Raw genomic sequence first — 22,763 nt, forward strand, 5'->3', positions numbered from 1 at the left:
GCCGCTACCTGCCCTCACGGCCGGTCCCGAAAACGGGCGGCCGGCGCGGCAGGGGAACGGCCGCGAGCCGGCGTCGCGGCCGGGGAGGGTGAGCACCCCGTCGTTCTCGGTCAAGGGATGGCCGAGTCGGCGTCGTGGCCGGAGACGGCGAGGACGCCGTCGATCTCGGTCAGCGTGGCCGTCAGCTCCGCGACCGGCCCCGGTCCGTGCACGCTGAGCCACAACGTCACCGCGGAAGGGTCCTTCTCGACGCGCTGGTCGACCGACACCTCGCTCATGGTGAACCCCTGGCCGCTGCACACCTCCAGCACCCGCCGCAGCACCCCGCGGCCCGGCAGGTACGAAAGGTGGACGCGCGACGGCGCGTATTTGGAACGGGGCAGCATGTCCGAGACCGGGGCCAGCACGAACACCGCGATGAAATGGCCGATGGTGACGATGATCGCCAGCAGCCACAGCCCCGCCCCGGACGCCATGCCGACGGCGGCGGTCAGCCAGATCGTCGCGGCCGTGGTGAGGCCGCGCACGGCGTCCCGCCTGATGAAGATCAGCCCCGCGCCGATGAAGCCGATGCCCGACACGATCTGCGCGGCCACGCGGGACGGGTCCAGCGTCACGTTGTGCCCGAGGACGTCCTGGAAGCCGTACTTGGACACCAGCATGATCAGGGCGGCGGCGAACCCGACGAGGATGTGCGTGCGCAGGCCCGCGCTCTTCTGGCGGATCTCACGCTCGACCCCGATGGCCGCCGACAGGACGAACGCCAGGGCGAGCTCCCCGACCTGTGTCCAGCCCTGCCCGGGAAGGCCGCCGAGATATGCCGCCACCATCCGACCAGGTTAGAACAGCCCCGCCCTCCCACCACGAGAGCACGCCGCACGTCTGCGCAGGTCAGCGCGGTTGTTCGTCCGGAGGGGGAGCCGGGCGGGCGGCGGCGAGCGCGTCGGCGACCACGCGGGGGGCCTCGGCCAGCGACGGGCCGTACCAGGTGAGGTGCCGGCCGCTGACCAGCGCGGCGGGGACGCCGGGGAAGAAGCCCGGCCCGTCGCCGGGGGTGAACCGGTACGGCTCGTCCGGCAGGACCACCAGGTCGGGACGGGCGTCCAGCAGCTCGGGAAGGGGGATGCGCGGGTAGCGCTCGGCGTGACCGGCGTAGATGTTGCGCACGCCCAGGCGCATCAGCAGGTCCCCGGCGAAGGTGTCCCGCCCCACCACCATCCACGGCTTCCGCCACACCGGGATCACCGCCCGCCGCACCCCTCCGGCGGCGCCCGTCGAGCCCGCGACGCCCGTGCCACCATCCGGCCCGAGACGGGTGCCGGTGCCGGTGTTCCAGGCTCGTTCGGCGGCGGAGAGCCAGGCGGGCTCGGGCAGCCCAAGGGCGGTGACCAGCAGCCGGCGCAGAGAGGCGAACGCGTCGTCGAGCGTGCGGACGACCGTGACCCAGACCGGCACGCCCGCCGCGCGCAGCGCGTCCAGGTCGGGGACGCGGTTCTCCTCCTCGTTCGCCACGACCAGGTCCGGACGCAGCGCCACGATGGCGTCCACGTCGGGGTTCTTGGTGCCGCGCACCCGGGTCACCTGGAGATCGGCGGGGTGCGAGCACCAGTCGGTCGCGCCGGCGAGCAGCCCTGGAGCCGTCGCCGCGACCGATTCGGTCAGCGAGGGGACCAGGGACACCACCCGGCGCACCCGACCCGGGACCGGCACGGCGAGGCCGAGATCGTCGTGGAGGAGTCTCATGCCCCGGCCCCTTCTCCCGCCCGTCGCGCGGCGTGCGCCCACTGCGCCTCGCGGACCGCCGGGTCGAGCAGGGCGCAGTCGTCGCACATCCCGCCGCCGGGGACGCGGTAGTACAGGCAGCAGCTCACCCGCACGAAGGAGTACCAGCCGGGCGCGGGCTCGGCGAGGCGCCCGGTGTCGGCCAGGACGCCGAGCCCGAGCACCTCGCGCACGAACCGCGCGGCGCGCGGGCCGAGGTCCGGTCGCGCGACGGGGAGGGTGCGCAACGTCCCGGCGAGCGATGAAGCGGCGTTCCCCCACAGGAGCGGCACGGAGACCCCGGCGATCTCGCGGACGGCGCCCAGCAGGGGTTCCAGCAACTCGGTCACGACCACCCGATAGGCCACCTCGGCCGCCCCTCCTGCGCCCTGCGACCCGCCCCTGCCCTGCGGCCCGCCACCGCCCTCCGGTCCGCCCTCGCCCTGCGACCCGGCGCCGCCCTGCGACTCGGCCCCGCCTTCGGGGAGGGTGCCGCCTTCGGGGACGGTGCCGTCGGAGGAAGTCCGACCGGCCGGCACATCTCGCGCCGACGAGTCCCCGCCGGCCAGCAGGGCCTCCCTGAAGGAGCCCCCCTCGTCCGGCAGGACGACCCAGTGGGATGTGACGGCGGCGCGTAGCGGCAGGGGGCCGGTGGGAGCCGGGCGCCAGTGGATGTCCGACGGAGCCTCGGCCGGGATCAGGCCGCGTGCGGCGACGGCGCCGACGATCGGCGACCACAGCCGCGCCGCGAGCCCCTGGAACAGGATGGAGGCGGCGACGCGGATCTCCTCGGCGCCGAGCCGCCGCTGGTAATCCTCGATCTTCGCGCGCAGCGCTCTGGTGTCCGTCACGAGCTCACTCAGCGGACGCCAGCCCCCGTCCTCCTCGAAGCCGAAGCCGGAGCCGGAGCCGAGGTCGGAGCGGACGCCTGACCCGGAGCCCGAGCCCGAGCCGCGGTCCGAGCCGGGGCCCGGGCCGGGGTCGCGGTTAAAGCCGGGCTCGCGGTCCGGGCCGGGGTCGCGGTCCGAGCCGGGGCCGGAACTCGAGCCGCGGTCCGAGCCGGGGCCCGGGCCGGGGGCGCGGTCAGAGCCGGGCTCGCGGTTAGAGCCGGGGGCGCGGTCACAGCCGTGGTCAGGGCCGGGGGAGATGGCGTAGTACGGACCGATGGCCGAGAGTTCGGCGAGGGTCTCGGCGACGAGACCTGGATCCGCCCGCACACCCCTCACCCCCGGTCCGCTTCGGTACGCCTGACCCGGTCAATCTTCGCATCAGCCCCCGTCCGAACGTACCCGTCCGGTAAGCGGCGCGGGCCGGTGGCCGGGCCGGCCGGATGTTACCAACAAGTCAGTAACTTGTGGTGTGAGGTTGTCAACCGGCCGGGACGGGCCGACAGTCTGAGCAACAGCCGATCGGGGGATCACCCCAGGAGCCAGCTTGGACATCCGCCGCCGCACCCTCGTCCTCCTGTCCGCAGTAGCGTTCGTCTTCCTCCCCGCCTTCGCCGTGGCGCTCCCGTCCCCGGCCCTCGCCGCGGCCCCGCCGGTCCCCGGTTCGATGGCCTCGATGGGCGACTCCATCACGCGCGGCTTCAACGCCTGCGGCTTCTACCTGGACTGCACCTCCCGGTCGTGGTCCACCGGGTCCAGCAGCTCGGTCAACAGCCACTACCTGCGCCTCAGAGCCGCCAACCCGTCCCTGGTCGCCCACAACGACGCCAAGTCCGGCGCCACGGTGGCCGACATGCCCGGGCAGGCGCAGCAGGCCGTCTCGCAGGGCGTGGACTACGTGACCATCCTGATCGGAGCCAACGACGCGTGCGCCTCCTCCGAGGATGGCATGACCTCGGTGGCCGACTTCGAGACGAGGTTCCGCGCCACCATCGAAACCCTCTCCACCGGGCTGCCCGAGGCGTCGATCTTCGTCGCGAGCGTGCCGGACCTCAAGCGCTTGTGGGAGGTCGGCAAGGGCAACCTCGCCGCGCGCACCGCGTGGGCCGCACTGGACATCTGCCAGTCGATGCTCGCCCGTCCCCGCTCGACCGACGCGGCCGACGCCGCCCGGCGCGACCGGGTGCGCCAGCGCGTCGCCGACTACAACACGGTGCTGTCGACGGTGTGCGCCGAGCGGCCCGCCTGCCGGTACGACGGCGGTGCCGTCTTCGGGTACCCGTTCGCGCTCGCGGACCTCAGCACGTGGGACTACTTCCACCCCAACACCAACGGCCAGAAGATCCTCGCCGAGGTGACCTACGCGGCCTCCTTCGACCTGACCTCCCCGGATTCCCTCGACGACCGTTAGCGCGGTGACGTTGACCGGGTGCGGCTCTCCACCCCGGCCATGTGCTGCAGTGATCGGCGCCGGGTCGGCGGGTCGTGGTACGGCGATGTCGGCGCCTGCTACGGCACCCGAGCCGGTGAAGGGAGCGCAGTGACCACAGGTGTTGACCGGGCGCGGCTCTCCACCCTGGCCATGTGTTGCAGTGATCGGCGCCGGGTCGGCGGGTCGTGGTACGGCGATGTCGGCGCCTGCTACGGCGCCAGTGCCGGTGAAGGTTCGTGGACAGCGCATTAGCGCGCCGTTGAATCCTTCGGACTCGATCAGGGGGCCCGGGCTCGGGTCAGGGGACCAGGTAGGCGGTGTCCCTGACGTCGGTGATGGCCATGTGGCCGGGCGCGTGCCCGATGGCGAACGGCGGGCGCGAGCGCATGACCGCCGCTTGCGGGGTCACCCCGCAGGCCCAGAACACCGGGATCTCTCCCGCCCGCACCTCGACCGGCTCGCCGAAGTCGGGCCGGTCGAGGTCGCGCACGCCCAGCGCGCCGGGGTCGCCGACGTGGACGGGAGCACCGTGCACGGCCGGGTAGCGGGACGTGACCCGCACCGCCGTCGCGACCAGGTGCGCGGGCACCGGGCGCATGGACACGACCATGGGCCCGGACAGCCCGCCCGCGGGCCGGCAGCCGCGGTTCGTGCGGTACATCGGCACGTTCGTCCTGCTCTCAAGGTGCCGCACGGGCACCCCCGCCTCCAGCAGCGCGGCCTCGAAGGTGAAGCTGCAGCCGATGAGGAAGCAGACCAGGTCGTCGCGCCAGTACGCGGTCACGTCCGGCACCTCGGCGACCTGCTCGCCGTTCTCGTACACCCGGTAGGCGGGCAGGTCGGTTCGCAGGTCGCCGGCGAAGACGGAAGCGGCGACCTCGCCCGGCTCGGTCACGTCCAGCACGGGGCACGGGCGCGGGTTGCGCTGGGCGAACAGCAGAAAGTCGTACGCGCGGTCCCGGGGGAGCGCCAGCAGGTTGGCCTGCGTCCAGCCGGCCGACCAGCCGGACGTGGGCGTCACCAGCCCTTCGCGGAACAGCGACCGGGCCTCGCCGGGCGTCAGCAGAGCGGGATCCAGCATGCCTTCGTCTCCTTCCTCGCGCCTCATGGGCGAGCCTCGTGCTTCATGGACGGCTCTCGTTCTTCACGGGCGTGCTTCGTGCCTCATGGGCGGCTCTCGTGCTTCATGGGCGGGCTCTCGTGCCTCATGGGCGGGCCTCGTGCGTCACGTGCGCGCCAGGCGGAACCGGACGCGCTGGCCGGGGCGGACCTGCGCCGCGCGGTCCACGTCGGACGTGCGGACCACCGCGATCACCGGGTACCCGCCCGTGACGGGGTGGTCGGCCAGGAACAGCGTCGGCTGCCCCGACGGCGGCACCTGCAGCGCGCCCGGCACCATGCCCTCGGGCGGAAGCTCGCCCTCCCGCACCCGGTCCAGGCACGGCCCGCGCAGCCGCATGCCGACCCGGTTGCTGTCGACGGTCACCTCGTACGGCTCGGCGCACAGCGCCTGGAGCGCTCCGGGGGCGAACCAGTCGTCCCGGGGTCCGGGCAGGACGGAAAGGACGGGCTCCCCGGCGTACAGGGGGGTCACCGGGGCGAGGTCCACGATCGGGAACCTCGCCGGTGGGGGCCCCACCGGCAGCGCCGAGCCGCGCGCCGGCCGGTCGGGGCCGACCCCGGCCATGATGTCGGTCGCCCGGGACCCGAGGACCTCCGGCACGTCCAGCCCGCCCCGCACCGCCAGGTACGTGCGCAGGCCGCGCCGGGGCACGCCGAGCCGTAGCGTGGATCCGTCGGGAAGCCGTTCGACGGCCTGGTGGCCGGCTCCCCGTGCCCGGCCGGCGGCGTCGGTGACGGTCGCCGGGCACGGCGCCCCGCTCAACGCGATCGTCAGGTCGCCGTGGGCGCGCACCTGGAGCCCGCCCAGGGTGACCTCCAGCGCGGCGGCGCCCTCGGGGTTGGCCAGCAGGCGGTTCGCCAGGCGCAGCGCCGTCCGGTCGGCCGCCCCCGACCGTCCCACGCCGAGGTCGCCGCGGCCCGGACGCCCGAGATCCTGCACGGTCGTGAGCGGCCCGGTGGCCAGCACCTCCAGCCACCCCGGCCGCTCTGCCTCACCCACGACGGACCTCCCCGCGGCCGGGGGCGACCTCGGTCCGGACCTCCCCGCGGCCGGGGGCGACCTCGGTCTGTATCTCGGTCGCGGTCTCGGGCATGGTCCCGGTCGCGGTCCCGGGCGTGGTATCGGTGAAGCGCACGCGCATGCCGGGGCGCAGGAGGGCGGGCGGGTCGGCGGCGAGGTCCCACACGGAGAGCGGCGTGCGGCCGATGAGCCGCCAGCCGCCGGGCGACTCGCGCGGGTAGACCGCGCTGTACCCGGCCGCCAGCGCCACCGCCCCGGCGGGGACCCGCACCCGCGACTCGGTGCGGCGCGGCACCCGTAGCCGCGGGTCGCCGCCGACCAGGTACCCGAAGCCGGGGGCGAAGCCGGAGAAGGCCACCGTCCACGGCGTCCCGGTGTGCGCCTGGACCACCTCGCGTTCCGAGAGCCCGGTCAGGGCCGCCACGTCGGCGAGGTCGGCGCCGTCGTAGACGACCGGGACGGTCACCTCCCCGCTCGCCGCGCGCCGGCCGGTCGCCGGACGGGCGCGCAGGATCGCCGACTCGACCGGTTCGCGGCGCCGGGGCCCGTCGAAGCGGACCAGCAGCGTCCCGGCCGCCGGGAGCAGGTCGGTCACCCCGGGCGGCGGGTCGGCGGCGAGCGCTTCGTACAGGGCCAGGACCTCCTCGACCCCGTCCAGCTCGACCAGGACGGCGCTGTCCCCGCACCTGCGCAGGCGCGGGCTCATGGCGCCCGGTTCCCGATGAAGGGCGCCACCTCGACGCCGCCCGCGGCCAGCGCGGCCCGTACCCGCCGGGCCATGGCGACCGCGCCGGGGGTGTCGCCGTGCACGCAGATCGACGCGGCCGTGACCGTCAGCGGCGTGCCGTCGATCGCGGTGATCGGCTCGCCGCGCGCCATGCGCAGACAGCGTTCGGCCACCTCGCCGGGGTCGTCCAGCACCGCGCCCGGCTCGCCGCGCGGGACCAGGGTGCCCTGGGGAGTGTAGGCCCGGTCGGCGAAGCACTCGGGGACGACGGTCAGGCCCGCCTCCCCGGCCAGGCGCAGCCACTGCGAGCCGGGCAGGCCGAGCACCGGCAGCCCGGGGTCGTAGGCGCGGACGGCCGCGACGACCGCGGCCGCCTGCTCCTCATGGTGGACGATCGCGTTGTACAGGGCGCCGTGCGGCTTGACGTAGCTCACCCGCGTCCCGGCCAGGCGGGCGAACGCGTCCAGGGCGCCGATCTGGTACACGATCTCGTCGGTCAGCGTCTCGGGCGGCACGTCGATGAAGCGCCGCCCGAAGCCGGCCAGGTCGCGGTAGCTCACCTGGGCGCCGATCGCGACGCCGAGCGCGGACGCGGTCGCGCACGTGCGCCGCATGATCGTCGGGTCGCCCGCGTGGAAGCCGCAGGCCACGTTGGCGCTGGTGACGACCGACAGCAGCGCTTCGTCGTCGCCGAGGCTCCAGCGGCCGAACCCCTCACCGAGGTCGGAGTTGAGGTCGACGGTCGTGACCGGGCCTGGGCGGCCGGCCGTCGCGATCGGGCCTGACACGATGGGCTCCCAATTGACTCGTGCGGGTGGGTCAGGAAAGGCGCCGGGCCCGGGTCTCGGGCAGTCCCAGCAGGGCCACGACCGCGAGCCCGTACGCCAGCGCGCCGAACGCCATGGCGCCGCCGACGCTGTAGGCGGTCGCGAGGTATCCGATGATCGTGGGGAAGAAGGCGCCGAGGCCGCGGCCGACGTTGTAGGTGAAGCCCTGCCCGGTGCCGCGGACGGCGCTGGGGTACAGCTCGGCCAGGTAGGCCCCGAAGCCGGAGAAGATGGCCGAGGAGCAGAACCCGAGCGGGAAGCCGAGGAACATCACGTACTCGCCGGCCGAGCTCGGAAGCTGTGTGTAGAGCAGGATGAGCGCGCCGCTGAGCACCGAGAAGATGGCGAAGGTCCGCTTGCGCCCGATCTTGTCGGTGAAGTAGCCGCCGGTCAGGTAGCCGCAGAACGCGCCGGTGATGAGGAAGACCAGGTAGCCGCCCGTGCCGATGACCGACAGGCCGCGCTCGGTCTTGAGGTAGGTGGGCACCCAGGTGGCCAGGGTGTAGTAGCCGCCCTGCACGCCGGTGGCGAGCATCGTCGCGAAGACCGTGGTGCGCAGCAGGCCGTCGCCGAAGACGGCGAGCGGTGACACCCGGTCGCCGGTGGCCCGCTGCTCGGTGAAGATCGGCGCGTCGGTGACGTTGCGCCGTACGTAGATCACCGCCAGCGCCGGGAGCGCGCCGGTCCAGAACAGCACCCGCCAGGCCAGGTCCTCGTCCAGGAACTGGAACACCAGCGTGTACACCAGGACGGCGAGGCCCCAGCCGATGGCCCACGAGCTCTGGATGACCGCGACGGCCCGCCCCCGGTGGCGCGCCTGGGCGTACTCGGCGACCAGGATGGCCCCGGCCGCCCACTCGCCGCCGAAGCCGAGGCCCTGCAGAGCGCGGAACCCGAGCAGGGTCTCGTAGTTGGGCGCGATGCCGCACAGCGCGGTGAACAGCGCGTAGACCGAAACGGTGATCATGAGCGTGCGGGCGCGGCCGACCCGGTCGGCGAGCACGCCCGCGATGACGCCGCCGAGCGCGGAGCAGACCAGCGTGGCCGTGGCGAGCAGCCCGGTCTGGGCCGTACCGAGGCCGAAAGTGCCCGCGATGGCCACCAGGCCGAGCGGGAGCACCCAGAAGTCGTAGGAGTCGAGGCTGTAGCCGAGGAAGGCCCCGGCGAACGCCTTGCGGCCCTTGGCGCTGAGCGTGGAGTACCAGGCGAACGCGCCCTTGTGGGGCTGCTCGTCGTGGGGGAGGTATGCGGCTGGTTCCGGCTTGGACGTCGTCATGGCGCACCTCGCTGCCACTCTGCCAGACGGGAGGCGCCACCGGATCCGGCGGGCCGGAACGGTGTCCCCGAGCGCCCCATGGCTCTGTGAGCCAGTGGATTCAACATAAGGATCGTTCAACGATCTGGCAATAGCCTCGTGCTAGGATTTCACCTCACACCGATGGGATTGAAGGGGCTGAACCGTCGTGACCGATGGTGCCGCGGGGGTCACCGAACGCCTCGCCGAGGACCGCGCCCTGCTCGGGCGCACCAGCACGGCCGAGCGCGTCGCCGCCATCCTCCGCGAGCGCATCACCGAGGGCATGTTCTCGCCCGGCACCCGCCTGTCGGAGGAGTCGATCGGCGCGGCGCTCGGGGTGTCACGCAACACGCTGCGCGAGGCATTTCGCCTGCTGTCCCATGAACGGCTGCTCGTCCACGAGCTCAACCGGGGCGTGTTCGTCCGCCGGCTCACCGCCGAGGACGTCGTCGACCTCTACCGCGTCCGGCGCCTGATCGAATGCTCGGCGATCCGCCGGTCCGGCCGCCCCTCCGCCGAGGCGCTCGCCGACCTGCGTGAGGCCGTCGCCGCCGCCGGGCGCGCGGCGGCCGAGGAGCGGTGGGAGGACGTCGGCACCGCCAACATCCGCTTCCACCAGGCGATCGTGCACCTCACCGGCAGTCCCCGCCTGGACGAGACCATGCGCCGCCTGCTCGCCGAGCTACGGCTGAGCTTCCTGGAGATGGCCAACCCCCGTGCTTTCCACGAGCCGTATCTGTGGCGCAACCGCGACATCCTCCAGCTCATCGAGACCGGCGACACCGAGGGCGCCGAACGCGCCCTCAGCGACTACCTCACCGACGCCGAACACCAACTCGTCACCGCCCACACCTGACCGCCACCGGTCACCCATGGTCCTCGCCTCCGCGCCCTGGGGGCGCTCCGGCTCGGGCTGTATTTCCCAGGGGGCAAGCCCCCTTCGACCCCCGATCGAGGGGCCCGCCCCTCGAGCTCCCCGCCATTCGGTCCAAGCCGCGATTCCCGTCGGGGGTGTATTTCCGCCGAGGGGTGAGCCCTCCCAGCGCTCTGTGTCCCATTCCTTTGTTCATGGAAATCGTCCTACACGCATCCGTGTCATATGCGATTTGCGACCATTGTGCGATCAATGAGATGCCGCTGGACTTCACCGTCGTCATCGACGAGGACGTGATCAGCCACGTGATCGGCGACACGAAGATCATGCGCGAGCAGCTCACGCACCTGCTGGAGATAGCCCGTCATCCCCAGGTGACGCTCCAGGTCGTCCCGTATGCGGCCAGGCCGCATTGCGGCGCGATGGGCGGGTTCATCATCGCCGAACGCAACGGACATCCCTATGCCGCGTACGCGGAGGCTCAGCCAGTCGGTCGCACCTTCGATGACCGTCGACTTATATCCGAATTGATCCGGAGATATGACGCGATCCGGGCGGAGGCCGTACCGTTCAAGCAGTCCCTCCGGCTGATAGAGGAAGCGGTGGATCGAATTGGAGCTTGATCTTCGAAACGCGCGGTGGCGTAAAGTAGCTTCAGCGGTGACTCGGGAGAATGTGTCGAGGTGGCCTTGGACGTTCCCGGTCTGGTCGGGGTGCGCGACAGCAAGAATCCCGGCGGTGGCGTACTGGCCTGCGCCTCCGGCGAGTGGTCCGCTTTCCTGGCCGGCGTGAAGGCCGACCGTTTCGACGGCTGATCCCTCCGGAGCGTCCGTCCCCAGGACGAGAGTTCTCAACGACGAGGGCTCTCGTCCGCCGTTCTGGCAGTCCGGCTCTCGTCCCAGTGAGCCTTTCCGCGCAACGATGTGCAGCGCTTCGTGATCGACGACTGTGATCACACCTCGTACGCCTCGCCATCGGTGCTGGCGACCACGACCGTATAGCCGTCGGGGTCCTTGAGCCAGATTTCGCGGTGGCCCGGCCCGTTGCCTTGGCTCTGCGGGGGGTTGCGGTGCGGCGGTCGGACCACCGTGGCTCCGAGGTCGGCTGCGCGTTGGAGTACGCCGTCGAAGTCGCTGACTTCCCCGAACCACACCAGGACGCCGTTGCCGACGTCGCCGCCGACGTCGGTGAACAGGCCGTGGTGGTGCTCGACGCGCCGCTGGTGGAGCTGGAGCACGAGGACGCCGTCGGCGAGCAGGCGCTCGTACTCCGGCCCGCCGTGGTCGCTGCGCAGGCCGAGAAGCTGCTGGTACCAGCGGCTGGATGCCTCGACGTCGCTGACGGCGAGCATCGTCTGGGCCTGGGCGGTGCGGGCCGGCGCGACGACGCCGATCCGGTTGCCCGCGGGGTCGTCGATCTCAGCCAGCCAGCGTTCGCCGCCGTCCGGCTGGGGGCGGCCACGAACCCGGCCACCGGCGGCCTCCACCCGTTGCAGCGCGGGATACAACTGGTCCACCCAGACCCAGACGACCGGCCCGGCATCGCGGGCCGGCGTCAGATCGGTGGTCCACTGGCCGATCATCCCGGGTGCTTCGAAGCCGCCGTGCTCGCTGTCGGCAGACCAGCCGAAGGCCGCCTGGTAGAAGGCCGCGGAGCGGGCCACGTCGGTGGCGGGCAGTTGCAGGTAGGCGATGCCGCCCTCGGGCGGGTACTGACCCATGGCGGGGGTGGGTCGAGTCACGTCGTTCTCCTTCGGTGGTGGACGGATCCGGGGGTGTCGTCGATGAGCAGCCGGCCGGCGGAGCGGGCGAACCAGTCCTGATAGCGCTCGACCGTCCAGCCACGGCGACGGACCAGTCGGTCGAACAGTGCGGGGTCCATCAGGATCCACACGGTGTCGATGGCGTCCTGCCTGCCCAGGCCGGTGCGCAGGGCTGCCTGGGCGGTCAGCCCGTCGACGACCCAGTCGGCGGTGATCTCCCGCTGCGCGATCATCTGCTCGGCGACGTCGGCCAGCCCGGGGTCGGCCGCGGACCCCTCGAACACCGCCAGAACCAGGCCGGCGGAACGCGCCTGGGCCGGGCCGAGCACGCCGGCGACGACATCGAGAAACTCCTCCGCGCCGGCGGCGTTCATTGCTGCCACCGTCCAGCCGCGTTCCAGCACCGGGACCGCCTCATCATCACCGGCGATCGCAATGTCGATGGCGGCCTTGAGCAGGCGAGCCTTGGTGCCGAACAGCAACTCGACGGTCGGCACTGAGACACCGGCGGCCGCCGCCACGGCGCGCATCGTGGTGCCGGCATATCCCTTCGCCACGAACACCGACGTCGCGGCCTCGATCACCCGGCGCTCGGTGCGGCGTGCCTGTTCCTCCCGGCGGCTCGAACGATAGGAACGCGCCGGTGCCTGCTCGCCTGGTGGTACTGGTTCCACAGACGACAGAATTGACTATGGCTACCCCATAGTCAATATCTGACGCAGAGCGACATCGACGCCCCGGTCCTGGGTGAGCGGTATCCACATGAAGGCTCTGCTGGACGATCAAACTCAACGGCTACAGAAAGTCACGAGTAATCGCACGGAATGGCTCAGTGGCCTGATGGGGGTCATCGTGCCGGGGCGGCCGGGAGTGGGGGGTGGGTGCGTGGGGCAAGGGGTGTCTCATGAGGGTCGTCGTCCTGTCGGACACGCATGCTCCGCGGTTCTGGAAGTCGTGTCCGCCTCGGGTGGCCGATCACCTGCGGGGGGCCGACGTCATCCTGCACGCCGGGGACGTGTGCACGGCCGGCGTCCTGGATGAGCTGGCCGCGTACGCGCCGGTTCACGCGGTGAAGGGCAACAACGACGGCCCGGACGTGGACGCCCCCGAGACGCTGGAACTCGACCTGGACGGACTGCGGGTGGCCATGATCCACGACAGCGGCGCGGCCAAGGGGCGCTGGGCCCGCATGCGCAGGCGCTTTCCGTCCGCCGATCTGGTGGTGTTCGGCCACTCGCACATCCCGCTGGACCACGCCGAGGAAGGGCTGCGCATCTTCAACCCCGGTTCCCCCACCGACCGCCGCCGCCAGCCCCACGGCACCATCGGCGTCCTCCACATCGAAGACGGCCGCCTCCTGACCGCCGACATCATCCCGGTCACCTGACGACGCCCGGCCGCGCCCTCCTCGCCGGATCGCCGCGCCGCCAGGGGATCGTCCGCGCACGTGCGCCGCGTCGGGCGCCGTAGCAGGCGCCGCCATCGCCGCACCACGACCCGCCGACCCGGCGCCGATCACCTCCAGTACATAGCGGGGTGGAGGGCCGTGCCCGCCGACCCGGCGCCGATCACCTCCAGTACATAGCGGGGTGGAGGGCCGTGCCCGCCGACCCGGCGCCGATCACCTCCAGTGCACAGCGGGGTGGAGGACCGTGCCCGCCGATCCGGTGCCGGTCGCCTTCGGCGCACAGGGGGGGACCGTGCCTGCTGGAGGTATGTGGCCAGTGCATTAATCGGCGGAGGCCGGCGGGTGGGTGCGCTGGAGGTGGACTATCTGGCGGAAGGCCTGTTTGAAGACGGTGTAGACGTCCTCGCCGACGGCCTCGGCGTGCCGGCGCTCGATGTCGGCGACGATGGCGTCCGACCGTTCCATCTCGTCCAGGCCGAGCGGGGTGGGGACGATGAGCTTGGCCCGCCGGTCCTGCGGGTCGGGCTCGCGGCGCACGTAGCCGAGCTCGACCAGTTCGTCCACCAGTGTGCCGATCACCTGCTTGTGCTGGCCGGACTGCTGTGACAGGTCGGTGGCGCGGCTGCCCTCCTCGTCGAGGTACGCCAGGACGGCGCCGTGCCGGGGCCGCAGGTGGGGGTGGCCGTGCCGGGCGAGGGTCTCGAACATCTCCCGCTGGACGGCGAACAGCATCTGGCCGGCCATGATGCCGAGGTCGGGGTCGGTCTTCTTGCGTTCGCTGCGCCGCATGGGGGCCATCCGTCCGTCAACTAGTCACTGAACTTGATAGTCACTGATTCTTACTATATCGTCGAAGTCGCCTGCTCACATCAGGAGACAGCGATGACAACCGTAGAACTGACCAGATTCCATGTGGCGCCCGGTGAGGTGCGCCGCCTGCTCGCGGCCCGTCCGGCGATGCTCGCCGACTTCCGCGCCGACCGCGCCGGCTTCCTCGGCGCCCGGCTGGTGCGCCTGCTCGGCGACGACTGGCTGGACATCGTGCACTGGCGGACCGCCGAGGACTTCGCCGATTCGCGGGCCAAGGGCGCGAACCTGCCCGGCATCAGAGCCTTCTTCGAGGCCATCGACCACGTGGTGTCCGCCGAGGCGGGCACCGCCATTGAAGACGAGGACCAGCCATGACCACCCTGATCACCGGCGCCACCGGCGCCGTCTCCAGCGCGCTCCTGCGCTCCCTGCCCACCACTGACGGCGTCCGCCTGCTCGTGCGCGACCCCGCCCAGGCGCCCGACCTCCCCGGAGCCGAGGTCGTCGTCGGCGACCTGGAGCAACCCCGCACCCTCGGCCCGGCGTTCGACGGGGCCGACACCGTGTGGCTGCTCACCGCGATGGGCCCGCAGGCCCCGCACGCCTCCATGAACGCCGTCTGGGCCGCCCGTCAGGCGGGGGTGCGCCACATCGTGCGCATGTCCGCCGTCGGCGCCGGTCATGACGCCCCCACCCGCAACGGCCGGCTGCACGCGTTGTCCGACGCCGAGCTGATGGCCTCCGGCCTGCGATGGACCATCATCCGGCCGCACTTCTTCATGCAGAACCTGTTCGGCTCGGTGAACGGCGGCACCCTGTACGGGGGCCTCGGCGACGGGCGGGTCGGCATGATCGACGTGCGGGACATCGGCGACTTCGCCGCCCGCGTCCTCACCGAGCCGCAGTCCCACGAGGGGAAGGTCTACACCCTGACCGGGCCGGCCGGCATCTCGCTCAAGGAGGCCGCCGAGCGGCTCCAGCTCATCTATGGCACGCCGGTCGACTACCACGCGCTGAGCGAGAGGGAGGCCTACGAGGCCATGCTCGGCGCCGGGCTGCCCGACTGGATCGCCGCGGTCAACGCCGAGTACGGCACCGCGTACGCGCGTGGCTGGGGAGACTTCACCACATCGGACTTCCCCGACGTCATGGGGCGGCCCGCCCGATCGTTCGGCGACTTCGCCCGCGACTACGCCGACCGGATCCGCGGCGCCTGAGAGCCCGACCGGTTCCGCGGCGCCCGAGGAGTCCGACCGGTTCCGCGGCGCCCGAGGAGTCCGACCGGTTCCGCGGCCCTGAGCCTTTCGCCGGCCGTTCCGCGACGCTCGTCCAGCGGTTCCGTGCTCCCGTCCATCGGTTCCGGGGCATCGATGGGCTCCGCCGGGCGGATCCGTGGCGCCGGGAGGGGAATGTACCCGGGATCGAGCCGGGAGGGGCGGCTCCCGGCCGGGGAGGTGGGCGGATGGGCGAGGTGTGGACGATCGTCGTGCGCGGGCTGTGCGGGGGGCTGCTGGTCATGGCCTTCGCCCTCGTCGGCGAGATCGTGAGCCCGAAGCGGTTCGCCGGCATCTTCGCCGCCGGCCCCGCCGTCGCGCTCGCGGGGATGGCCGTGACGCTGCTGGTGCTGGGGGAGCGCCAGGTGGCCGAGGCGGGGCACGGCATGGTCGTCGGGGCGGTGGCGCTGGTCGCCTACTGCGCTTCGGCGGTCCCGCTGACGCGGCGGCTCGGCGCCACCGCCGGCAGCGCGGTGGCGATGGTGATCTGGGCGGCCGTCGCGGCCCTCGGCTGGGAGCTGATCACGTGAACGACGATCCCGGCAGGATCCGCGTGCACCCCGAGAAGATCCGCGAGATCTCGCTGCCCGGGATGGGGCTGCGCTTCGCCTTCGGCATGGTGGTCTCGGTGATCGCCGGCCTGGTGGGGCAGCGCTGGGGGGTCACCGCGGGCGGGGTGTTCCTGGCCTTTCCCGCCGTCATGGCCGCCACGCTCACGCTGATCCAGGACGAGGAGCACAGCCGGGTCCCGGTCGCGCAGGACGCCCGGGGTGCGGTGCTGGGCGCGATCGGGATGATCGTCTTCGCGGTGTGCGTCTGGGCGCTGGCCGGCCGCGTCCCGGCGGTGCCGGCGCTGGCGCTGGCGACCGTGGCTTGGATGATCGTCTCCGCCGTCCTCTACCTGGCGGTGCGGCGTCACACGAGATAGGTGTGCCGGGCTGTCACCGGGAGGATGGAGAACCCTCACCTCAGGGCGCCGGAACCGAAGGTGTGAAAACGCTGGGCAACGGGCGAATAGGGGGACCGATAGCGTGGTAGGGGTGGTCGGCGATAACAGTGCGATGCGCTGTTTCTCGAGATGGCGCGGCTGTTCATCCAATAATTCCCGGAAAATGACTGATGCGGCCGGAGACGTTGTCTCCGGCCGCACCTCAGCCGTCTGCCACGAGCGGTCGGTCAGATCCAGGGAGTGCTGTTGTCACTGGTGGGGGTGGGGGTGGGGGTCGGGGTCGAGCTCTGGGTCTGCGTGTCCGCCGGGGGCGTCGCGTCGGCCATGGACATGCCCGCGACGGCGGCGCTTCCGGCGGTGGCGAAGATGGCGATGATGGCGATGCGGGCGGCGGCGGACTTCATGTTCTTCATCATTTTGCTGACCCCTTTTTTGTGGCCTTCGGCTTGTTTCCCTCACCGTTTTCCTGGTGACATTTACGAAGGTATGGGGGGTCGCTATCCATGCCTTATCGCTCCGCTTCTGTTTCGCCACCGCCGAAGTAGGTGGCGGCGATAGCGGTTATCGAATGCCTTTTTTCGGGGGGTGTCGCGCCGTGGGGGAAGGTCGGCCATGGGCGTCGCGCCCCAGGCCGGGGAACGGCGATGACGGGCGACGACGGCAGCGACAGGGGCGGCCGGGTGGCGGGACGCGATGGCGGGACGCGATGGCGAGACGAGGTCGCGGCGTCGACCGGACGGGGGTGGCGCGTCCGCCCCGACGAGGATGGGCCGACGATGGCGGCAGGGAGCTGGGCGAGGAGGGTAGGAGGCCGGTCGTCCGGTCGCTACCGTGTCGGTCGTGAAGCCACATCGACGCATGCGGCGCGGTGGCCGCGCCGAGCGCGGCGCCCGGCCGGCGAAGGTGCCGCCGCCGGGGGAGCTGACGGGCATGGACGTCGTGCTCGTCGGCTACTTCTCCGCCAAGGAGCGGCATTACCTGGTGATCATGGACGAGTTCGCGAGCGCGATGGCGGCCCTGGGCGCGCAGGTGGTGGGACGCTTCGTCCAGCGCCGGGGCGTCTCGGACGGCGGGGCGCGGACGATGGACGCGCCCTATTCGTCCCGCACGCTGGTCAGCGCCGGCAAGGTGGAGGAGATCGCGCTGGTGCGGGAGAAGACCCGTGCCGACGCGGTCATCTTTCTCAACCCGCTGACCGCGCACCAGGTCGAGACCCTCACCGGCCTGTTCAACTGCCCCGTGCTCTCCTCACAGGACCTGGTGCCATAGGCGGGTGTCCTCACGGGGGCACTGTCGGGAACGCGGCTACGGCGAGCGGCGCCGCCGTCGCGGCCGGTCTCGGCCGGGAGCCGGGGGACGCCCGCCGGGGACGCCGTGATGGACGGGTCCCGGTGGGCGTAGGCGCTGACCGGTGGGTCACACCGGCTCTGTTAGCGCTAACATTCGAGAGTCTCGAGGTGCGTCGTTTTTCCTGGCGCGGGCCCTTTTCGTAACCCGGGCTCGGCGCGCCTGTCAACCCGCCGTCCGCCGCGGCTGAAATTTACAGCCGCCGGCCGGGCCGTGCCCGGCCGTGGCGCCGCCTGCGGGCGCACGTGGAACGCGCCGCCGGCGGCCGAAGAACCCGCCGCTCACCGCCTGCGCGCCGCTCCGGCGGCATCTGGGCTCATGCCTGGGCGACGACGCGGGCAAGGCGGGACGGGCGCACGCCGGCCGTTGCGCGCCGGTGATCGCGGACGTACAGTCGCCACCGCCTCACCCCTCCACCGACAGGGGCGGGCCCTTCACGGCGCCCCTCCGGCCGCACCGACGGCCGCGGGCGACGGCCTGGCGCGGGAAGCCGGGCACCGGCACGACGCCCCGCCACCTGCGGCGCGCCTTCTCCGGCGCCGACCCGGCGTGCCCGCGCGGGCACGCCTGTGCGCCGGACCGCCGTCCTGCCCCGGTGAGTCCCTGCCGCCCCGCTTCGCCCTGTGCCGTGGCGCGGGCGGCGCCGCTCGAACCACGGATGAGGACCAGGGATGAACTCCGCGACTTCCATGCCCAGAACCGGCCCGCGCCGCCGCCTCCGCCGAACGCTCGCGGCGGCGGCCGTCTCGGTCGCCGCCCTGTGCGGCTCCGCCTCGGCGCACGCCGCGACGTCCGCGCCCGCCCTGCCCGCGAAGGCGACCGCTGCCCTGCCCGGGAAGGCGACCGCCGTGCTGACCGCGTCCGCGACGGGTGCGGCAGGTACGACCGCCGTGTCGGCGGCCGGTGCGACCCTCGGACAGGCCGCTCGGCGGACCACGGCCGGGGGCGCCCCCTTCGCGGCCCGCGCCGCTTACCCCAACCCCGGGTACGTCACCGGATCGATCTCGGTGCACGACCCGTCCATGGTGAAGACGCCCGCCGGCGGCTACATCCTCGTGCACACCGGCGACAACATCGCCATTAAGACCTCCACCGACCGGACGGCCTTCCGCGACGCCGGCACGGTGTTCCCGGGCGGCGCGTCCTGGACGACGGCCTACACCGGCGGCAGCCGCAACCTGTGGGCGCCGGACATCTCCTACCGCAACGGCCGGTACTACCTGTACTACTCGGCCTCCACCTTCGGCTCCAACCACTCGGCGATCTTCCTGGCGACCAGCACGACCGGAGCCTCGGGAAGCTGGACCAACCAGGGCCTGGTCATCGAGTCCCGGACCTCCGACAACTTCAACGCCATCGACCCCAACCTGGTCGTCGACGGCCAGGGCGCCTGGTGGCTGTCGTTCGGCTCATTCTGGTCGGGCGTCAAGCTCGTCCGGATCGACCCGGCCACCGGCAAGCGGGCCGACTCCACCATCCGGTCCATCGCCGGGCGCAACGGCGGCGCGATCGAGGCGCCGTACATCTTCAGGCGCGGCTCGTACTACTACCTGTACGTGTCGTTCGACCTGTGCTGCCGGGGCGCGTCCAGCACCTACCGCGTCATGGTCGGCCGCTCGACCAGCGTCACCGGCCCCTACGTCGACCGTAACGGGGTGGCGATGACCTCCGGGGGCGGCACCGAGATCCTCGCCGGGCACGGGAGCATCCACGGCCCCGGCCACCAGGCCGTCTTCACCGACGTCGACGCCGACGTGCTGGTCTACCACTACTACGCCGACAACGGCGCCTCGCGGCTCGGCATCAACCTTCTCGCCTACGACTCCGCCGGCTGGCCCTACGTCTACTGACCGGGGATGAGGGGGACCGGGCCCTGTCCGGTCCCCCGTCGCCCTGGCCGACGGTGTAGTTGCGGAACAGCGGCAGGGCCGGGCACAGGGCCACCACGATGGTGACCACCGTGGCGGCGGCGAACACGCCCACCGGGCGCCAGCCGGCCTCCTTGAGCGAGGAGACGACGCGGAAGGCGGACCAGGCGGTCAGCGCCACGACGACGACCCCGATGAGCGCGTTCTGGGTGACCTTCCGGGTGGTCCCCGGCGTCCGGCGCCGGACCGGCCTTGGGCGCCTCCTCGGCCGCGTACTTCCGTCCGGGGGGCGGCGCGCTTTCCGTGTCCCGACGAACCCGCACGGTGCCCGGCCGCATGTAGTTTTCATCGGACGGCGCCGCCCATCACCCCTTTGACCATGAATGCAACACATATCGCTTTTCCTGTGTCATATCCATATTGCTCGGAGCGTGACGCCGTCGTTATGATCCCTCGATGCGGAGTAGCCTCGGGATGATCGCCCTCCGACAGGGTGCCCGCCTCCGCCTTGACAGTGCGACGGCCGGCGCTTTCTTCGTGCCCGCCCTCCGATTCTCCCGACACAGGGGTGCTTCGACTCGTGCATGAAATCGACCGGCCCGAATTGGCGACGCCGGAAAGCGGAGAGCCTTTCACGGCGGCGCTCCACCTCCCCTCCCGCGGCCACGTCCGCGCGCACCAGTGACATGTGGGTCCTCGGGCTCAACGCACCCGCGGTCGGCTGGCATGACGTGGCCGCCTGCCTGGTGGACGGCGACGGGGTGGTCCACGCGCTGGTGGAACAAGAGCGGGTCAGTCGCGTTAAGCACGGCCTGCGCGAGTACCCCGCCCGCGCGGCCCAGGCGTGCCTGGACATGGCCGGCATCACCGCGGCCGACGTGGACGTCGTCACCGTCGGCTGGGACATGCCCCGGCACTCGGCGCGCGACGACCTCGGCCTCGACCCGCCGGTGCTCGGCCGGCCGTGGCGGTTCGGCGACAGCCGCGACTGGCTCGCCACCGCGCTCGGATGGCGGGTCGACGCGGCCCGCCACCCCGAGGTCGTCTTCGTCCCGCACCACCTCGCCCACGCCTGCGCGTCCTTCTACGCCTCCGGGCACGCCGAGGCGGCCGTCCTGGTGGTCGACGGCAACGGCGACGACGAGAGCGTCTCGATCTACGACGCCCGCTACGGCCGGATGCTGGTGCGCCGCGAGCGCTGGCCCATCCCGCACTCGCTGGGGCTGATGTACGACGCGGTCTCCAGGACCATCGGGCTGTCGTTCCTCGAGGCCGGCAAGACCATGGGGCTCGCCGCGTACGGCAAGGCCCGCGGCGCCGACCGCTGGCCGATCTTCGAGGTGTGCGCCGGCGCCTTCTCGCCTCCCTTCGACCTGCCGTCCGGCGCTCCGCACCGCGACGTGATGCGAGCCTGGTGGGACCACTTCGCCCGCATCGGCTTCCGGCGGCACGACGGCGACCCGGCCACGCTGGACGGCGACGAGGACGCCGTCCGGCTCGCCTGGAGCGCCCAGGCGAGCCTGCAGGAGGTCATGGCGATGCTCGCGCGCCGGGCCAGGGAGGTGACCGGGCACGACGTCCTGTGCCTGTCCGGTGGCGTCGCGCTGAACTGCTCCTCCAACGGCCTGCTGCCGCCGCCGGTATACGTGCCGCCGGTGCCGCACGACGCGGGCGTGTCGCTCGGCTCGGCCTGGGCGGTCGCGCCGCCCGCCCGTCCCCGCGCCCCGCTCAGTCCGTACCTGGGCCGGCGGGTGCGGCCCCGGGAGATCGACGAGGCGCTCGCGCGGCACGGGCTCGCGGCCCGGGAGGTGCTGCCCGAGACCGTCGCCCGCTGGCTGCTGGCCGGGCGGATGGGCGGCGTCGTCACCGGGCGGGCCGAGATCGGCCCCCGCGCGCTGTGCCACCGTTCGATCATCGCGGCGGCCACCGACGACCGGATGCGCGACCGGCTCAACCGCGCCAAGGGCCGTGAGTTGTGGCGGCCGCTCGGCCCGGTGGGCCTGGCCGAGAGCGAGGGACGGCACTGGGAGGCCAGCCCGCTGCACCGCTACATGGTGGGCGCCAGCCTGATGACCGACCTCGGCGCCAAGGAGGCCCCGGCCGGCGTGCACGTCGACGGCACCGCGCGCCCGCAGATGATCGGCCGTGAGGACGGGGTGGTGTGGGACGTGCTCGACCGGTTGCGCGCGAGCGGCGCACCGGCCGTGGCGATCAACACCTCCTTCAACACCCGGCAAGAGCCGATCGTCGACGACGCCGAAGGCGCCGTGCGCTCCGCCCGGGCGATCGGCCTGGACTTCCTCATCCTGGAGGACCGCCTGGTGGACCTGAGCGGCGACGGCTGACCGGCGCGAGGCGCCACGCGCCCGTCGCACCGCCCGGACGCCGCCCGGCGTCCGGGCGGCGTTCGCGTGAGCGGGCGTCCCGGCGGTGCTCGGGTGGGCCCGCGTCCCGGCGACGCTCGCGCCGATTCTGGTCCGGGCGGCGCTCGCGGCGGCCGGCGACCGCCGGTTCACCCAACTTTCACATGCCGTTGGCCGCTCCCGGCGGCGCGCGGCGGGCGCCGCATCATGCGAATGACGAGGCCAGTTGTGGTGGTCTGACGGTTAAGGGCGATATGTAATGAATGTGGAGTGCTTGCGCAATAAAAAGCTGACATTTCAACGTCTGTCAGATTTAGCGACTCTCCGAGCTGTCTGACTTCTCCGTTCACGACCAGGACCCCCCACCTGGCCGGAGAGCAGGCAGAAGGAGAGGCTCGTGAGACGGGTCTTCACCGGCGCCCTCGCCGCCCTCGCCACCGTCGTCCTCACCCTGACCCTCACCACCGGCCCCGCCGGGGCCACCCCGCCCAACATCCCCTCCGCCGCCACCGCCGCCTCGCGACTGGCCGCGCTGACCGTCGCAGCCGAGTCCCACCAGTCCACCTACAACCGGGACCTGTTCCCGCACTGGATCACCATCTCGGGCGCCTGCAACACCCGGGAGACCGTGCTCAAGCGCGACGGCACGAACGTGGGCACCGACTCGAGCTGCGCCGCCGTCTCGGGCAGCTGGTACAGCCCCTACGACGGGGCCACCTGGAGCTCGGCCGCGGACGTCGACATCGACCACATGGTGCCCCTCGCCGAGGCGTGGCGGTCCGGGGCGTGGGCCTGGACCACGGCCCAGCGGCAGACCTACGCCAACGACCTCGGCGGGCCCGAGCTGTGGGCGGTCACCGACAACGTCAACCAGGCCAAGGGCGACCAGGACCCGACCACGTGGAAGCCTTCGCGCACCGCGTTCTGGTGCACCTACGCCCGCGCCTGGATCCAGGTGAAGTGGTACTACAGCCTCACCCTGCAGAGCGCCGAGAAGTCCGCGCTCACCTCCATGCTCAACTCCTGCTGACCGT

At 72.3% G+C, this 22,763-nt stretch carries 25 protein-coding genes and 1 pseudogene; 13 read left to right on the top strand and 13 right to left on the bottom strand.

What is annotated here, in order from left to right; genetic code table 11:
- Positions 1-110: 110 nt before the first annotated feature.
- From ABZT47_RS23260 to ABZT47_RS23270, 3 genes are all read right to left on the bottom strand, one after another.
- On the bottom strand, positions 111-830 hold the full coding sequence (locus ABZT47_RS23260; RefSeq protein WP_354845636.1) for an MgtC/SapB family protein: 720 nt from the start codon (positions 828-830) through the stop codon (positions 111-113).
- Positions 831-891: 61 nt separating this feature from the next.
- A complete protein-coding gene (locus ABZT47_RS23265; RefSeq protein WP_354845639.1) occupies positions 892-1,743 on the bottom strand; it encodes a helical backbone metal receptor in 852 nt (283 codons plus the stop codon).
- Complete coding sequence (locus tag ABZT47_RS23270) at positions 1,740-2,978, bottom strand: (2Fe-2S)-binding protein (protein WP_354845641.1); 1,239 nt, start codon at positions 2,976-2,978, stop codon at positions 1,740-1,742. The genes ABZT47_RS23265 and ABZT47_RS23270 overlap by 4 nt, the downstream gene beginning before the upstream one ends.
- A gap of 217 nt (positions 2,979-3,195) precedes the next feature.
- On the opposite strand from ABZT47_RS23270, the gene ABZT47_RS23275 reads away from it, so the two are divergent.
- Positions 3,196-4,059 (top strand): GDSL-type esterase/lipase family protein, encoded by an 864-nt coding sequence (locus ABZT47_RS23275; RefSeq protein ID WP_354845643.1) that lies wholly within the window; start codon positions 3,196-3,198, stop codon positions 4,057-4,059.
- A 319-nt stretch (positions 4,060-4,378) separates the two neighbouring features.
- On the opposite strand, the gene ABZT47_RS23280 is transcribed toward ABZT47_RS23275, so the two are convergent.
- From ABZT47_RS23280 to ABZT47_RS23300, 5 genes and pseudogenes are all read right to left on the bottom strand, one after another.
- On the bottom strand, positions 4,379-5,161 hold the full coding sequence (locus ABZT47_RS23280; RefSeq protein ID WP_354845645.1) for a putative hydro-lyase: 783 nt from the start codon (positions 5,159-5,161) through the stop codon (positions 4,379-4,381).
- A 144-nt stretch (positions 5,162-5,305) separates the two neighbouring features.
- On the bottom strand, positions 5,306-6,202 hold the full coding sequence (locus ABZT47_RS23285) for a biotin-dependent carboxyltransferase family protein (protein ID WP_354845649.1): 897 nt from the start codon (positions 6,200-6,202) through the stop codon (positions 5,306-5,308).
- Between the two features lie 121 nt (positions 6,203-6,323).
- Positions 6,324-6,929: pseudogene (locus ABZT47_RS23290) on the bottom strand (allophanate hydrolase subunit 1); the annotation flags it as partial.
- Positions 6,926-7,738 carry a 5-oxoprolinase subunit PxpA gene (locus ABZT47_RS23295; protein ID WP_354845652.1) on the bottom strand — a complete coding sequence of 271 codons (813 nt, stop codon included), beginning with the start codon at positions 7,736-7,738 and terminating at the stop codon, positions 6,926-6,928. The gene ABZT47_RS23295 and the pseudogene ABZT47_RS23290, both read right to left, overlap by 4 nt.
- 31 nt (positions 7,739-7,769) lie before the next feature.
- Positions 7,770-9,053, bottom strand: coding sequence for an MFS transporter (locus ABZT47_RS23300; protein WP_354845655.1), 1,284 nt, complete (start codon positions 9,051-9,053; stop codon positions 7,770-7,772).
- 187 nt (positions 9,054-9,240) lie between these two features.
- Here ABZT47_RS23300 and ABZT47_RS23305 point away from each other — a divergent pair, with 187 nt between their 5' ends.
- The 3 genes from ABZT47_RS23305 to ABZT47_RS23315 all read left to right on the top strand — a co-directional run bounded on the left by ABZT47_RS23305 (position 9,241) and on the right by ABZT47_RS23315 (position 10,763).
- Positions 9,241-9,930 carry a GntR family transcriptional regulator gene (locus ABZT47_RS23305; protein WP_354845658.1) on the top strand — a complete coding sequence of 230 codons (690 nt, stop codon included), beginning with the start codon at positions 9,241-9,243 and terminating at the stop codon, positions 9,928-9,930.
- A gap of 275 nt (positions 9,931-10,205) precedes the next feature.
- Entirely contained in the window at positions 10,206-10,571 is a 366-nt protein-coding gene (locus tag ABZT47_RS23310; protein WP_354845661.1) for a Scr1 family TA system antitoxin-like transcriptional regulator, read from the top strand.
- Positions 10,572-10,631: 60 nt separating this feature from the next.
- On the top strand, positions 10,632-10,763 hold the full coding sequence (locus tag ABZT47_RS23315; protein ID WP_354845664.1) for a DUF397 domain-containing protein: 132 nt from the start codon (positions 10,632-10,634) through the stop codon (positions 10,761-10,763).
- A gap of 137 nt (positions 10,764-10,900) precedes the next feature.
- On the opposite strand, the gene ABZT47_RS23320 is transcribed toward ABZT47_RS23315, so the two are convergent.
- Both ABZT47_RS23320 and ABZT47_RS23325 read right to left on the bottom strand, forming a co-directional pair.
- On the bottom strand, positions 10,901-11,689 hold the full coding sequence (locus tag ABZT47_RS23320; protein ID WP_354845667.1) for a VOC family protein: 789 nt from the start codon (positions 11,687-11,689) through the stop codon (positions 10,901-10,903).
- On the bottom strand, positions 11,686-12,384 hold the full coding sequence (locus ABZT47_RS23325; protein WP_354845670.1) for a TetR family transcriptional regulator: 699 nt from the start codon (positions 12,382-12,384) through the stop codon (positions 11,686-11,688). The genes ABZT47_RS23320 and ABZT47_RS23325 overlap by 4 nt, the downstream gene beginning before the upstream one ends.
- 230 nt (positions 12,385-12,614) lie before the next feature.
- Here ABZT47_RS23325 and ABZT47_RS23330 point away from each other — a divergent pair, with 230 nt between their 5' ends.
- Complete coding sequence (locus ABZT47_RS23330) at positions 12,615-13,097, top strand: metallophosphoesterase family protein (RefSeq protein WP_354845673.1); 483 nt, start codon at positions 12,615-12,617, stop codon at positions 13,095-13,097.
- A 342-nt stretch (positions 13,098-13,439) separates the two neighbouring features.
- Here the strand turns inward: ABZT47_RS23330 and ABZT47_RS23335 are convergent, their stop codons facing one another.
- The gene (locus ABZT47_RS23335; RefSeq protein WP_354845675.1) at positions 13,440-13,907 is read right to left on the bottom strand and encodes a helix-turn-helix domain-containing protein; all 468 of its coding nucleotides are present in this window, start codon (positions 13,905-13,907) and stop codon (positions 13,440-13,442) included.
- A gap of 93 nt (positions 13,908-14,000) precedes the next feature.
- Between ABZT47_RS23335 and ABZT47_RS23340 the strand changes: the two genes are divergently transcribed.
- The 4 genes from ABZT47_RS23340 to ABZT47_RS23355 all read left to right on the top strand — a co-directional run bounded on the left by ABZT47_RS23340 (position 14,001) and on the right by ABZT47_RS23355 (position 16,130).
- The gene (locus ABZT47_RS23340) at positions 14,001-14,303 is read left to right on the top strand and encodes an antibiotic biosynthesis monooxygenase (protein WP_354845678.1); all 303 of its coding nucleotides are present in this window, start codon (positions 14,001-14,003) and stop codon (positions 14,301-14,303) included.
- Positions 14,300-15,145: an SDR family oxidoreductase gene (locus ABZT47_RS23345; protein WP_354845681.1), complete on the top strand. Its 846-nt coding sequence runs from the start codon at positions 14,300-14,302 to the stop codon at positions 15,143-15,145. The genes ABZT47_RS23340 and ABZT47_RS23345 overlap by 4 nt, the downstream gene beginning before the upstream one ends.
- Before the next feature lie 245 nt (positions 15,146-15,390).
- Positions 15,391-15,732 carry a DUF3147 family protein gene (locus ABZT47_RS23350; protein ID WP_354845683.1) on the top strand — a complete coding sequence of 114 codons (342 nt, stop codon included), beginning with the start codon at positions 15,391-15,393 and terminating at the stop codon, positions 15,730-15,732.
- The gene (locus ABZT47_RS23355) at positions 15,729-16,130 is read left to right on the top strand and encodes a DUF3147 family protein (protein WP_354845685.1); all 402 of its coding nucleotides are present in this window, start codon (positions 15,729-15,731) and stop codon (positions 16,128-16,130) included. Before ABZT47_RS23350 ends, ABZT47_RS23355 begins: the two co-directional genes overlap by 4 nt.
- Before the next feature lie 248 nt (positions 16,131-16,378).
- Here the strand turns inward: ABZT47_RS23355 and ABZT47_RS23360 are convergent, their stop codons facing one another.
- Complete coding sequence (locus tag ABZT47_RS23360; RefSeq protein ID WP_354845688.1) at positions 16,379-16,567, bottom strand: hypothetical protein; 189 nt, start codon at positions 16,565-16,567, stop codon at positions 16,379-16,381.
- A gap of 424 nt (positions 16,568-16,991) precedes the next feature.
- Between ABZT47_RS23360 and ABZT47_RS23365 the strand changes: the two genes are divergently transcribed.
- Positions 16,992-17,420, top strand: coding sequence for a hypothetical protein (locus ABZT47_RS23365; protein ID WP_354845691.1), 429 nt, complete (start codon positions 16,992-16,994; stop codon positions 17,418-17,420).
- Positions 17,421-18,169: 749 nt separating this feature from the next.
- Positions 18,170-19,348, top strand: a complete 1,179-nt coding sequence (locus ABZT47_RS23370; protein ID WP_354845694.1) for an arabinan endo-1,5-alpha-L-arabinosidase — start codon at positions 18,170-18,172, stop codon at positions 19,346-19,348.
- On the opposite strand, the gene ABZT47_RS23375 is transcribed toward ABZT47_RS23370, so the two are convergent.
- Positions 19,302-19,547 (bottom strand): hypothetical protein, encoded by a 246-nt coding sequence (locus ABZT47_RS23375; protein ID WP_354845696.1) that lies wholly within the window; start codon positions 19,545-19,547, stop codon positions 19,302-19,304. The genes ABZT47_RS23370 and ABZT47_RS23375 overlap by 47 nt on opposite strands.
- Positions 19,548-20,052: 505 nt before the next feature.
- Between ABZT47_RS23375 and ABZT47_RS23380 the strand changes: the two genes are divergently transcribed.
- On the top strand, positions 20,053-21,711 hold the full coding sequence (locus tag ABZT47_RS23380) for a carbamoyltransferase C-terminal domain-containing protein (protein WP_354845699.1): 1,659 nt from the start codon (positions 20,053-20,055) through the stop codon (positions 21,709-21,711).
- A 415-nt stretch (positions 21,712-22,126) separates the two neighbouring features.
- On the top strand, positions 22,127-22,759 hold the full coding sequence (locus ABZT47_RS23385; protein ID WP_354845701.1) for an HNH endonuclease family protein: 633 nt from the start codon (positions 22,127-22,129) through the stop codon (positions 22,757-22,759).
- Positions 22,760-22,763 lie beyond the last annotated feature (4 nt).

Origin of the sequence: Sphaerisporangium sp. NPDC005289, assembly GCF_040607455.1 — a bacterium.
Classification (GTDB): domain Bacteria; phylum Actinomycetota; class Actinomycetes; order Streptosporangiales; family Streptosporangiaceae; genus Sphaerisporangium; species Sphaerisporangium rhizosphaerae.